Here is a 12,651-nt window from a genome sequence, read left to right on the forward strand (position 1 = left end):
CCCCACGGCGCCCGTCCTCTGAACGCCCCCGCCTCCGACGCCCACCCCCTCGACCCCCACCGCCCCGACCCCCGCCCCCTCGACGCCCTAAGAATCGTCATCGCCGAAGACGACCCCCTCCTCCGCGAGGGCCTCGCCCTGCTGCTCGGGGCCGAAGGGCTCGACGTCGTGGCCAGGGCCGGGGACGCCGACGAGGTGCTTGAGGCCATCGACGTCCATCACCCGGACGTCGCCATCCTCGACGTACGGATGCCGCCCACCCACACCGACGAGGGCATCCGCGCCGCCGTAGAGGCGCGGCGGCGTCGGCCCGGGCTCGCCGTGCTCGTGCTCTCCGCCTACGTCGAGCAGAGTTTCGCGACCGAGCTGCTCACCGGCGGGGTCGGCGGACTCGGGTATCTGCTCAAGGAACGGGTCGGCCGGGTCGAGGAGTTCCTCGGCGCGCTGCACCGCGTGGCGTCCGGCGGCACCGCCATCGACCCCGAGGTGGTCGCCCAGCTCTTCACCCGCTCCCACCAGGACACCCGCCTGGAACGCCTGAGCCCGCGCGAGCGGGACGTCCTCGCCCTGATGGCCGAGGGCCTCGGCAACACCGCCATCGCCGGAAGGCTCTTCGTGACCGACGGAGCCGTCCACAAGCACATCCGCTCGATCTTCGCCAAGCTCGACCTCTCCCCGACGGACCAGGTGGACCGCCGGGTCGCGGCCGTCCTGCACTACCTGGAGGACGCCCGCAGACGCGCCTGACGACCAGTCGAGTACAGCCTGCTGTACGACGGTTCGGGGCGCGCGCGGCAATGATCCGCGGCGGCCGCGCTGGTGTGCTGGACACATCAGGAAGGCCCCCTCCGAAAGGACCCCGCGGTGACTGTCCAAGCCCCTCCCCACACCGAGGACCGATCAACACCCGACCCGCGCACCGGTCTGCGCGGCAGCATCCGGCGCCATCCCCTGACCTGGTTCTTCGCCCTTGCGTACGGCCTGAGTTGGGCGGCCTGGACGCCGTACGTGCTCTCCGAGAACGGTCTCGGGATCTGGCACTACGCCTTCCCCGGCAACGCCGGCACCACCCAGCTGCTCGGCGTCCTGCCCGGCGCCTACCTCGGCCCGATCGCCTCAGCGCTGCTCGTCACCGGGATCACCGAGGGCCGGGCGGGGCTCAGGACCTGGCGGGCCAGGATGACCAAGTTCAGGGTCGGCCTCCGCTGGTACCTCCTCGTACTGCTCTCCGTGCCGGCCGCGCTGACCCTCGCCTCCGTCGCGCTCGGCGGCCGCGGCCCCGAGCTGCCGTCCGCCCTGATCCTCGCCGCCTATCTGCCCGGCCTGCTGGTCCAGATGGTCACCACCGGTCTCGCCGAGGAGCCCGGCTGGCGGGAGTTCGCGATGCCGCGGATGCAGCACCGGTACGGCCCGCTGGTCGCGACCCTGGTCGTCGGCGTGCTGTGGGGCGCGTGGCATCTGCCGCTGTTCCTGACGGACTGGGGCGGCGGACCGCACGTACCGGCGTACGTACCAGTCGAGTTCATCGCCACGACGATCGCCTTCAGCGCCGTGATGACCTGGGTGTTCAACCGCTCCGGCGAGAGCATGCCGCTGGTCATGCTGCTGCACACCGGCGTCAACAACTACTTCTCGATCGCCTGGTCGGACATGTTCCCCAGGATGTCGGAACGGGACGTCGGCCACGCCCTCCTGCTCGCCACCACGACGGCGGCCCTGATCCTGCTCGCGGCCACCCGCGGCCGCCTCGGTCTGCCCCGCCGCCACCCACACGAGTGAACACCCCTGTCGGCCGGAACTATTGCCAACTCCCCGACGTCTGAAGAGCATTGAAAGTCGGACAAGACCGACGAACGGGGGACGAGAATGAGCACGAGGACCGGACCACAGCGGTACCCGGGCGCGAGCCGCGCCAACTGGTACCAGGACGACTTCGGCGGTACGGCGATGGAGGTCGACGTCGTCGTGCTGCACACCACGGAGGGGTGCAGCCTGCCGGGGTACGGCGGTGGCGCGATGGCACCCAACCTGACCGCCGTGCCCGACCTCGCCGCGCGGAAGCTGCGCTGGTACCAGCACTTCGACATCGAGACCTCGTCCCGGGCGCTGGCCAACCTGCGCGGTGGCGTGGAGACCAACACGCTCAACGTCTGCCAGGTCGAACTGGTCGGCACCTGCGACCCGAAGGCCCACGCGAAGTGGACCAGCGCGGGCAAGGACCACGTCTTCTGGCCGGACGCCCCGGAGTGGGCGCTGCGCGGGGTCGCCCGCTTCCTGTCCTGGATGCACGAGGAGCACGGCGTGCCGCTGACGGGGCCGGCCGCGTGGCCCGCGTACCCGACGTCGTACGGCAGCAAGAACGGCCAGCGGATGTCGGGGGCGAAGTGGACGGCCTTCGAGGGCGTGTGCGGGCACATGCACGTGCCGGAGAACGACCACGGCGACCCGGGCGCGATCGACTTCACCACGCTGGTCACGTACGCGAAGGAGGATCTGGACGTCGGCGGCGACGAGACTCCCGGGCAGCCGAGCGGCTCGAAGGTGCCCGCGTACCCCGGCCGCAAGTGCTTCCGGGACGGCGCCTCCAACGACCATGTCCTCGCGCTCGGCAGGCAGTTGGTGAAGCGCGGTTTCGGCGGCCACTACAAGGTCGGCCCGAGCAGGGACTGGGGCGAGGCGGACCGGCTGAACGTCCGCGACTTCCAGAAGTCCCAGAAGGAGCTGCGCGGCGACGCGGACGGCTACCCGGGGCCGCTGACCTGGCGGTTGCTGTTCTCGTAGGCCCGGCGTAGACCCCGCGTAGACGCCGCACCCACCACAGAGGCACCTCACGCCCCGGTTACTTTTCCCTCAACCCCTGGTTGCGGGGCGGTGATCGGGTGACGATGGGCGCATGACTCTGGCCGAGCGCGCCCTGGAGCGCCTGGAAGCGTGGCCCGATCTGACCGCGGGCCCGTCCGGCTGCGGTACGGGACGGGCCCTGCGCTCCCAGCACAGCGAGATCGCGCACTTCCACTCGGGGCGGGACGTCGACCTGTATCTGACGGACTCGGCCATCCGGCGCTTCCGGGACGACCTGCGGGCCTCGACGGCGGTGCGGCTGGTGCCGGGGTCACAGTGGGTGACCGTCCATCTCGACTGCGACACCGATGTCGATCTGCTGATGAGCCTGGTCAGCATGGCCCTCAAGGCCCATCCGGCGGGGCCGGCGCCCGCGGCCGCCTGCAACTTCCACCGGGTCACGGTGGTCCCTCGGGACTCCCCTTTCGAGCCGATTCGGCGATAATCGGACTATGAGTACGGCGACGTTTGTAGAAGCGGCGACGTCGAGTGAAGTACTCAACGTGTTCGCCGCGTTTGTCGGTGGTCTGTTCATCGCCGGGGCACTGGTGGGGGCCGTTGTGTTCGGCATGCGGGTCCGGGACCGGGAACTTCCGCGGCCGCTCCCCGAGGAGCAGCCGCACCTTCCGGTCACCGGCGCGATCCATGAGATCCGGGAGATGCGGGAGCCGGACGAGATGCCGGTGGCCGCGGAGGAGCGGGAGCGGCTCATGCCGTACCAGCTCCATCACTCGGGCAGCAGAACGGGAAAGGACCAGCACCGCAGGCGCTGGCTGCCGGGCTCCAGCGGCTCCTTCGGCAGCGGCGGCCTGGGGCACGTGTAGCGCACCGGGAGAACGCTGGGTGGGGGCTGCCCCGCCGACCAGGGGCAGCCCCGCGACAGCGCCGCCGGGGAGGCGTGGTACCGCACGCCTTGCCATGACAGCCGTGGGGTTGACCAGCACTGCCGACGCCCGGCCCGCCTCTCCCCGGCGACACGACCAGAATCCCGCACACCGGGGCCCCGGACGGCCCGGAACGGCGAAGATCGGTAGGCGGGACCGGCGGAATCCGTGTACCTAGGCCCGCGGGGCGGGTACCGAGGGCGACCGGACGCGTACCTACGGCCGCGGACCTGCGTATGCGCGACCCGGCACCCCCGCCGGAGCCTCCGCCTGCCCGGCCACTCCAGCCCCGGCACGGCGGCCCGCTCTCCCGGCCCGACCCCCGCACACCGGTCCGCTCCCCCACCCCGGCCTCCGCACACGGGTCCGAAGGCCACGCCACGACCCCCGCACACCGGGTCCCCTCCCCCACCCCAGCCTCCGCACGACGGCCCGAAGGCCACGCCCAGCCCCCTCCGGCACACCGACCCACGCCCCCACCCCGGCCCCCGCGCCGCAGATCTACGGCCCCGCCCCCGCCGGGATCTCCGTACGCGAGGCGATCCCCAGCTTGGCGAGGATGTGCTCGACGTGGGCGTCCACGGTCCGCTTGGAGATGACCAGGCGCTCGGCGATCTCCCGGTTCGACATGCCCTGGGCGACCAGGGCGGCGACCTCGCGCTCGCGCCGGGTGAGCGCGCCCGCCGCGGCCCGGGAGCCGTTCGCCTGCCGGGGCAGGGTCGGCGGCTCGTCCAGATCCTCGCGTACGGCCTCCAGGACCGCCCGGCCCGACAGCTTCGCCCCCGTCTCCCGCCACCGCTCGAACTCCTCGGCGCCGAGCGCGGCCCGTACCGCCGCGACGACCTCCTCCTGCTCCTCCAGGAGCCGGGGCAGCATGGCGACGGGGTCGCCGCCGAGCCGGCGCGCCTGCTCCGCGTACCCGAGCAGCCAGCAGGCCCGCACCCACCGCTGCTCCCGCGCCGCGGTCCAGGCCAGGCCCAGACAGGCGAGCGCGGCCACCAGCACCTCCCCGACCTCGCTCGCCGCCTCCAGCCCCCGCCGGAAGAGCACGGCACTGCGCTCCCGCTCGCCGGTGAGGGAGAGGATGACGCCCTGCACGGTGAGTGTGGAGCCGTAGATCTGCCGTTCGCCGGTGCCTTCGAGATGGGCGAGGCCCGCCTCGCACAGCGCGGTGGCGGTGTCGGTGTCGCCGAGGACGGCCCGCAGCAGGGCGGTCTCGTAGCGGCTGACGGCGACGCCGAGGTGGTCCTGGGCGTCGACGAGCCGCTGGTGGGCGCGTTCCATGGCCGCCTCGCCCTCGGGTCCGGCCCCGCAGAGCACCGCGAGCCCGGTCAGATAGGCGTCGGCGAACAGCTCGACCCGCTCCTCGCCGACCCGGCGGGCGGTCTCCAGGGCCTGCGGGAGCCGTTCCAGGGCGGTCTCCAGGTCGGCCGTCCACACCCCCTGGACGCCGGTCATCAGCAGTCCCCAGGCCCGCTCGGGGCAGTCCTCGGGCAGCTGGGCGAGGCCCTTGTCGATCCAGTACCGGCCCTCGGACAGCGCGCCGGAGGCCCGCCAGTGGAAGGCGAGCCGGGCCGCCATCAGCACCGCGCCGGCCGCCCGCCCGGGCCGCCCGCACCCGTACTCCAGGGCGGCCCGCACATCGGCGACGTCCTCCCGTACGGCCCGGTGCAGCCGGACCTGCGCGGGGCTGAGGAACTCGTCCCAGAACCGCCGGGCCAGCTCGGCGTAGTACGCGAAGTGCCGCTGACGTACGGCGTCGGCGTCGCCGTCCGTCTCGGCGAGCCGCTCGGCGCCGTACTCGCGGATGGTGTCCAGGAGCCGGTAGCGGCCGCCGTCCTCGCCGATGCGCTGCACCACGGACTTGTCGACGAGCCCGATGAGCGCCTCGACGACCTCCGCGCCGACCAAGTCACCGCCCGCACACACCCGTTCGACCGCCGACAGCTCGAAGGACCCGGCGAAGACCGCGAGCCGCGCCCACAGGGTCCGTTCCTGAGGGGTGCACAGGTCGTGGGACCAGGCGATGGCGGTGCGCAGGGTCTGGTGGCGGGTGAGGGCGGTGCGGCGGCCGCCGGTGAGGACCTCGAAGCGGTGGTCGAGCCGGGCGACGAGTTCGGCGAGCGGTACCGCGCGCAGGCGTACGGCGGCGAGTTCGAGGGCGAGCGGGATGCCGTCGAGGCGCTCGACCAGGACGAGGGTCTGGGCGCGGTCGGTGGCGGTGCCGGCCCGTTGGGTGAACAGGTCGACGGCGTCGTCGGATGGGAGCGGGGCGATCGGCACGAGGTGCTCGCCGGGGACGTCCAGGGGCTGGCGGCTGGTGGCGAGCACGATCAGGGCGGGTGCCTCGCGCAGCAGGATGTCGCAGAGCATCGCGCAGGCGTCGACGAGGTGCTCGCAGGTGTCGAGGACCAGCAACAGCCGTCGTTCCCTGAGGTGTTCGACGACCGCGTCCAGTACGGACATCCCGGACTGCTCGGGCAGCTCCAGGACGCCCGCGAGGGTCGCCGGGATCAACTCCGGGTCGTGCAGCCCCGACAGCTCCACCAGCCGGACCCCGTCGTCGAAGCGCCCGGCGAGCGTGGCGGCCGCGCGCAGGGCGGTCCGGCTCTTGCCGACCCCGCCGGGCCCGACCAGGGTGACCAGCCGCCCCCGCTCCAACCCCTCCCCCACCAGGGCGAGTTCCCCGACCCGCCCGACGAAGCTGGTGAGCTCGACGGGAAGTTGCCCACCCCGCCGCTGCCCGAACCCGAACCCGAACCCCATGGCACCCCCGTTGCCGCACACCGCCAGCACCTCAGGGTAGCCATGCGGATGCTGTGGGTGAATGGCGTACGGCCGTGCTGTCAGCGCTTCGGGGGATCGTTCAGGTGTGCGTGCGTACCGTCCGGGAGCAGGGCGGGCCGTCCGGGAGCAGCGGCTCACGCCATCCAGAAGAAGACCGCCGTCATCCGCTTCTCCTCCAGCGTGCGGCCGAAGTAGCCGGTCGCGCTGTGCACCAGGTTCGCGCTGTAGAGCAGCAGCCGGTTGTACCGGTGCGGCACCCGCACGTCCTCCTCGAAGGCGTCCGGCGCCACGAACCGGGTCCCGAGCGCCTCGACGAGGTTGGTGTGCGGCGCCTGCACGACGTTGCCGCCGAGCCGCCCGCCGGGCATGGACTGCCGGTAGAAGCTGGTTCCGCAGTCCTTGGGGACGGCCGGGTTGAGGTAGAGGACGGCGGCGTACCGGCACAGCGCCCGCGAGTCGGTGTGCGGCCGCGGCTCGCTCTCCCCCTCGCCGACCACCTGCACGCAGTTGTGGTTGAGGGTGCCGCCGCCGGGCGCCTTCTGCACCCACAGCTCCTTGGCGCCGGTCGCCTGCCGCACCAGCCGCTCCACGCGCCCGAGTTCGGCGGGCTCAAGGCCCGGCATGGCCCGCAGTCCCGGCCAGGTCTCGGAGGTGTACGGATACCCCCGGGCCCAGTCGTCCTTGGCGAGACACCGCTCGCGTACGGCGTCGACGTCCGGGAGCACGTCGTCGATCACCCAGTAGTCGCGGCCCTTGGTGGGCTTGCGATACGGCAGCACCGGCAGAACTGACATGGACATGCGACCGACGCTAGCCACGGGGTGCCCCAGCACTCGCCCACGAACCGGTCAACGTTCCGTCAACTGTGCGTTCACTAAGCCGCTGACCTGCGACGCAGCAGGATTTTACCAATTCAAAAGGTTCACCGGGCATCCGCATCCGTACCTCTGTGCGTCCGACCCGCCTCCCGGCGGGGCTCCCCGACCGGGCAGGAGGCACGGTGCGACTTTCGCGGAACGCGATGGGAACGCTGTTCGTGGGCGGTGCGCTGACACTGACGCTGGCAGCGCTCGCCTACCCGTCGATGATCGGTGTCAGCACCGTGACCACAGCGCAGGACAGAGTCATCGAGAACACGCAGTGGGGTCCGCTCACCGAGGCGGACCGGGACTTCGTGGTCAAGGTCCGCGCGGCCGGCCTGTGGGAGTACCCGGTGGGCCAGATCGGTCTCCAGAAGGGCGGCACCCAGGCGGTCAAGGTCGCCAGCCAGCACCTGGTCGACGGACACGCGGGGCTCGACGACACCTGTCGCAAGATCGCCCCGCTGCTGAACATCACGCTGCCCAACCTGGCCAGCCCCCAGCAGCAGGGTTTCGTGACGCAGTTGCAGAGCGAGTCCGGCAAGCAGTTCGACTCCGACTTCGCCAACATCCTGCGGATGACGCACGGTTCGATCTTCAACACGGTGGCGAAGATCCGCTCCACCACGAAGAACTCCCTGGTGCGCCAGCTCGCCGACCAGGCCAACGTCACCGTGCTCGACCACATCACGGTCATGGAGAAGACGGGCCTGGTCAACTTCGACCAGACCCTCTTCAACCAGACCACTCCGCCCAAGCTCCCGGCGGTGGACCTGACCCCGCCGCCCCCGGCAGCCGGCCAGCCGCAGGTGGTGCTCACCCCGCCGGCGAACAGCACGGAGACACCGCAGCAGATCCCGGGCGCGAGCCCGACGATCGGCTGAGCGCTCGCGTCTCGGTTCAGCCGATCCAGACCGTGGTGTCCGGGCCCAGCAGCCCGTCCCCGTCGAGGGGCGCGCTGCTGAGCAGCACCTCCCCTTCGGGCAGTCGTACGGCCGTCCCCGACAGGTTGGCCACACACCGCCAGCCCTCGTGCCGGGCGAACTCCAGTACGCCGGCCGGGGGTTGAGCGGCCCAGACGAGGTCCTCGCCGTCGAGCAGCTTGCGGCGCAGACGCAGGGCGGTGCGGTACAGCTCCAGCGTGGAGCCCTCCGTGCCGTCCTGCGCCTCGACGGCGTACGACGCGAACCACTCCGGCTGCGGCAGCCAGGACCCGCCCCCGCCGAAGCCGTACGACGGCCCCGTCGTCGTCCACGGCAGCGGCACCCGGCATCCGTCACGCCCCTTGCGCACCCGCCCGGTCTGCTCCCAGATCGGGTCCTGGAGCACCTCGACGGGCAGGTCGGCCACCTCGGGCAGCCCGAGTTCCTCGCCCTGGTAGACGTACGACGATCCCGGCAGCGCCAGCATCAGCAGCGTGGCGGCACGGGCCCGCCGTAGCCCCTTGTCGTGGTCGATCTCCGGAGCGTGGCCGCCGGAGAGGAGCCAGGCGTTGTCGTCGGTGCCCTTCGGGAGCATCAGACGCGAGGGATGCCGTACGACGTCGTGGTTGGAGAGCACCCAGGTCGCCGAGGCGTGCGCCGCGCGGGCGGTGGCTAGGGAGTCGGTGATGACCTGGCGCAGCTCGTCCGCGTCCCAACCGGCTTGGAGGTACTCGAAGTTGAAGGCCTGGCCGAGTTCGTCCGCGCGGGCGTACAGGGCGCGGCGGGCGCCCGGCACCCAGGCCTCGGCGACGGCCGTACGGGGAGGTGTGTAGGAGTCGAGGATGCGGCGCCAGTCGCGGTAGATCTCGTGGACCTCGTCGCGGTCGTAGAACGGGTGGGTGCCCGGGGGCAGTTGGGCGAGCGCCTCCTCGCCGTCCCGGGCGAGGGCGCCGAGGTCCCGCAGCGGCTCGGCGAGGTCCTTGGCGAGGGCGTGCGCCACGTCGACGCGGAAGCCGTCGACGCCGCGGTCGGACCAGAAGCGCAGGGTGGTGCGGAAGTCCTCGCGGACCTCGGGGTGGTCCCAGTTCAGGTCGGGCTGCTCGGCGGCGAACAGGTGGAGGTACCACTGCCCGTCCGCGACCCGCTGCCACGCGCTGCCGCCGAAGACGGACTGCCAGTCGGTGGGCGGGAGTTCACCGTGCGCGCCACGGCCGTCGCGGAAGACGTACCGCTCGCGGGCGGCGGATCCGGGCCCGGCGGCGAGCGCCTCCTGGAACCAGACGTGCTGGTGGGAGGTGTGGTTGGGCACGAGGTCGACGATCACCTTGAGCCCGAGCCGGTGCGCCTCGGCGACCATGGCGGAGAAGTCGTCGAGGGTGCCAAGGCGCGGATCGACGTCCCGGTGGTCGGCGACGTCGTAACCGCCGTCGGCGAGTTCGGAGGGGTAGAAGGGGCTCAGCCACAGGGCGTCGACGCCGAGGTCGGCGAGGTGCGCAAGGCGCTCGGTGACCCCTCGGATGTCCCCCAGTCCATCGCCGTCGGCGTCGGCGAAACTGCGGGGATAGACCTGGTAGACGACGGCCTGGCGCCACCAGTTCGGGTCCTTGCTGGACAGGTCGGGGGAGAGGTCGGGCGCGGTGGTGCGGGTGGTCACGCGGGCTCCCTCGGATCGCGGCGATGTCGGGCTCCGGTGTTCCTGTCCACCTTGCCGGGAAAGCGAACTCGAACGCTTTCCGGAGCGATTCATTCCTGGTGTGTCGAAATTGTGATGGGTATGGAACTCACCTTGCATCACCGCAGGTTGACAGCGTTCCGCCAGGAGATCCACGATGTCTGGACACTGTTGCGCATGTGACCAATGAGCCCAGTGTTTTCAGAGACCACACATCTTCATTCCGATGGGATACGTATGTCCATAGCGAGACGTGTCACCATGCAGCGCCTTTTGGGGACGGGCGCCGCGACGCTCGCCCTCTGCGCCGCGTCCGCCTCCATGGCCTGGGCGACCGACTGCCCCGGCGGCAAGGGCTGGCAGGACGGCGGCAGCTACAAGCCCGGCACGGGTGCCGGCACCAAGCCGTCGAAGCCCGAGTCCGACCGCTGCGAGTTCTCGCTGGACGGCAAGAACTTCTACGCCTCCGTCAAGGTCGACGACCAGAACCTCAAGCCGACCGACGACGGCAAGGTCCACGTCACGGTGCGTACCGCGGGCGACGCGACCACCTGCACGGCCTCCCTCGCCTCCTACCTCGCGCACGGCCCGACGTTCGCGACCTCCGGCGAGCAGGTCTTCCACGACTTCGACACGGTGACCGTCAAGCACGGCAAGACGGACACGCTCGACATCTCGATCCCCGACGTGGGCTGCTACGCGCAGGTCGACCTGTACCACGGCGCCGTGAAGTACGACGGCAAGCTGGACGCGAAGGACGGCTTCGAGCACGGCGAGCTGCCCAAGGGCCCGGACCGCCCGGTCATCAAGGACAAGCTGATCGCGGCCTGGAACGGCGGCACGAAGGACTGCACGACCACGCCGTCCGCCCCGCCGTCGACCCCGCCCGCGTCGGAGTCGACGCCCCCGGCGTCGGAGTCCACCCCGCCGGCCTCGGAGTCGACGCCGCCGGCGTCCGAGTCCACGCCCCCGGCCTCGGAGACTCCCTCCACGTCCACCCCGACCCCCTCCGCCTCGGAGTCCACGACGGCTCCGGCCGCGACCCCGAACGGCGGCGGCGACAACCTCGCGGAGACGGGCGCCAGCAGCAACACCCCGCTGATCGCGGGCGGCGCGGCGGTCCTCCTCCTCGGTGGCGTGGGCATCGTCTTCGCCTCCCGCCGCCGCAAGGCCGCACGCTCCTGACGCACGCGCACGCGTGAGAAGTCGGTGAAGGATCACCGACGTGGGGCCACCCGCCGTTCATGGCGCGGGTGGCCCCTTGCGCGTTGCGCCTGGCCGACGGTCCCGGGCGGCGCGAATCTGGCCCAACCCCCGGCCAACATCCGGAAGTCGCTCACCTCGCGGACAGGTGACGGCCACGCGAAGGGCGGTGCCGGTGAGGGACGTCTCCACCCGAAAGAGCCGCGTCCCCGGTGGCGCCGGGATGCCCCAGACGAAGAGGTCGAGGCCCAGGAACCATTACCCCGCGATCACACTCGTCATCAGCCTCAACTTGGGATGTGAGTAAAGATCGCGTCACTGTCTGTACCGGCCTCTGTCATGACGCTGACCGGTTCGTCGTGCCACCCCACGATGATCGGTGTGATCAACACCGCTGACCTTGCTGGATCCGCTCCGGCAAGTGCCGCTCCGGGAACGGGCGGTGCTGTCTTCTTCATCGTTGTGGGAGTCGGCCTGCTGTGCGGAGGGGCCGTCATCGCCACCGACTACAAGAAGGCGGCGTCGCGCTTTTACGCGAGGGCAATGAGCACGCAACAGAAGAAACCGCCCCGCATCTACGGCGGCCCTACCGCAGGGGTGTTGCTCCTCAAGACGATCGGGCTCCTGCAGATCCTCGCGGGCAGCGGCGCGGTTGCCGTCGGCATCTACTTCCTCAGCCGGTAGCCCGTCACCTCCTGACGGCGCGCGTGCCCACTCCTGGACCGGCTGATCAACACCAGCCACCAGGCCATCATGAACGGCCCAGGCTACCGGCCCAACAAGCGGCAGCGGGTGCTCGCTAGTTGATATTGATGTCGAACGTGGACGTGCTGCCGTCTGCCATGGCCAAGGTGACCGGCCCGAAAGTAATCATCACCATGGCGTTGCCTCCGGAACCCCGGTAAAAGCCGGTCGCCTCCGTGACCCTCACGGCCAACGCCGTGAACGTCGCCGCCACTTGCTCGTCAGCATCGATCTGCGGCTCTGCCAGAGCCTGATGCCCATGGGCCTCGGCCCAGTCCCGAACCCTCCGGGCGTCGTGGCTCAGTTCAGGCAGGATGCTCTTGTTCGCCCATGCCCACACCCACGAGCCCGACGAGGGACTGAAACTGCCGAGCACCTGAGCAGGCGCCGTCGCTGTCTTGTCGGGGAAGGTCCAGGTGACAAGGCCAGTTGTCTGATCCAGTCCCCAGCGATCCGCCGATCCCAGCCCCCAGGACATGTGAGCACGGGCGAGCTGATCAATCATGTCCTCCCCCTGCAGCAACAAACTCATGCTGCGAACTTAACCGGACGGGCGGTCCCCCTCAGCTGACCAGCTGGGAACTAGGTGATCATCCGCCAGCCTGTGCGACACAGGACCGTAAGCGGTGCGCGTGCAGGGAGTCAGAGCAGCAGCACCTGCGACCGGGGATGATTGGTGACTTTGTCCCGGGCTCCAGGGCATGCGACCAGGTTCGTTCCGGGCGGGGGTGGGACAA

At 71.0% G+C, this 12,651-nt stretch carries 12 protein-coding genes; 8 read left to right on the forward strand and 4 right to left on the reverse strand.

What is annotated here, in order from left to right; translation table 11 throughout:
* Window positions 1–99 precede the first annotated feature (99 nt).
* The 5 genes from ABZ896_RS26355 (at window position 100) to ABZ896_RS26375 (ending at window position 3,665) form a co-directional block, all read left to right on the forward strand.
* Window positions 100–747 carry a response regulator transcription factor gene (locus ABZ896_RS26355; protein ID WP_360934006.1) on the forward strand — a complete coding sequence of 216 codons (648 nt, stop codon included), beginning with the start codon at window positions 100–102 and terminating at the stop codon, window positions 745–747.
* 117 nt (window positions 748–864) lie between these two features.
* Entirely contained in the window at window positions 865–1,779 is a 915-nt protein-coding gene (locus ABZ896_RS26360) for a CPBP family intramembrane glutamic endopeptidase (RefSeq protein ID WP_360933928.1), read from the forward strand.
* An 87-nt stretch (window positions 1,780–1,866) separates the two neighbouring features.
* Window positions 1,867–2,781, forward strand: a complete 915-nt coding sequence (locus tag ABZ896_RS26365; RefSeq protein WP_360933931.1) for a peptidoglycan-binding protein — start codon at window positions 1,867–1,869, stop codon at window positions 2,779–2,781.
* A 112-nt stretch (window positions 2,782–2,893) separates the two neighbouring features.
* Window positions 2,894–3,286: a luciferase family protein gene (locus tag ABZ896_RS26370; protein WP_360933934.1), complete on the forward strand. Its 393-nt coding sequence runs from the start codon at window positions 2,894–2,896 to the stop codon at window positions 3,284–3,286.
* A gap of 7 nt (window positions 3,287–3,293) precedes the next feature.
* The gene (locus ABZ896_RS26375) at window positions 3,294–3,665 is read left to right on the forward strand and encodes a DUF6479 family protein (protein WP_360933937.1); all 372 of its coding nucleotides are present in this window, start codon (window positions 3,294–3,296) and stop codon (window positions 3,663–3,665) included.
* A 561-nt stretch (window positions 3,666–4,226) separates the two neighbouring features.
* On the opposite strand, the gene ABZ896_RS26380 is transcribed toward ABZ896_RS26375, so the two are convergent.
* Window positions 4,227–6,491: a LuxR C-terminal-related transcriptional regulator gene (locus tag ABZ896_RS26380; RefSeq protein ID WP_360934009.1), complete on the reverse strand. Its 2,265-nt coding sequence runs from the start codon at window positions 6,489–6,491 to the stop codon at window positions 4,227–4,229.
* A gap of 155 nt (window positions 6,492–6,646) precedes the next feature.
* Window positions 6,647–7,306, reverse strand: coding sequence for a DUF6445 family protein (locus tag ABZ896_RS26385; RefSeq protein WP_360934012.1), 660 nt, complete (start codon window positions 7,304–7,306; stop codon window positions 6,647–6,649).
* Window positions 7,307–7,548: 242 nt separating this feature from the next.
* Between ABZ896_RS26385 and ABZ896_RS26390 the strand changes: the two genes are divergently transcribed.
* On the forward strand, window positions 7,549–8,256 hold the full coding sequence (locus ABZ896_RS26390; protein WP_360934015.1) for a DUF4142 domain-containing protein: 708 nt from the start codon (window positions 7,549–7,551) through the stop codon (window positions 8,254–8,256).
* A gap of 16 nt (window positions 8,257–8,272) precedes the next feature.
* Here the strand turns inward: ABZ896_RS26390 and ABZ896_RS26395 are convergent, their stop codons facing one another.
* Window positions 8,273–9,949 (reverse strand): glycoside hydrolase family 13 protein, encoded by a 1,677-nt coding sequence (locus ABZ896_RS26395; protein ID WP_360933940.1) that lies wholly within the window; start codon window positions 9,947–9,949, stop codon window positions 8,273–8,275.
* A gap of 255 nt (window positions 9,950–10,204) precedes the next feature.
* Here ABZ896_RS26395 and ABZ896_RS26400 point away from each other — a divergent pair, with 255 nt between their 5' ends.
* Entirely contained in the window at window positions 10,205–11,152 is a 948-nt protein-coding gene (locus ABZ896_RS26400; RefSeq protein ID WP_360933943.1) for an LAETG motif-containing sortase-dependent surface protein, read from the forward strand.
* 357 nt (window positions 11,153–11,509) lie between these two features.
* Window positions 11,510–11,854 carry a hypothetical protein gene (locus ABZ896_RS26405; protein ID WP_360933945.1) on the forward strand — a complete coding sequence of 115 codons (345 nt, stop codon included), beginning with the start codon at window positions 11,510–11,512 and terminating at the stop codon, window positions 11,852–11,854.
* A gap of 115 nt (window positions 11,855–11,969) precedes the next feature.
* Here the strand turns inward: ABZ896_RS26405 and ABZ896_RS26410 are convergent, their stop codons facing one another.
* On the reverse strand, window positions 11,970–12,446 hold the full coding sequence (locus tag ABZ896_RS26410; RefSeq protein ID WP_360933950.1) for a DUF6882 domain-containing protein: 477 nt from the start codon (window positions 12,444–12,446) through the stop codon (window positions 11,970–11,972).
* Window positions 12,447–12,651 lie beyond the last annotated feature (205 nt).

Origin of the sequence: Streptomyces sp. NPDC047072, from assembly GCF_040643855.1 — a bacterium.
Taxonomy (GTDB): Bacteria; Actinomycetota; Actinomycetes; order Streptomycetales; family Streptomycetaceae; genus Streptomyces.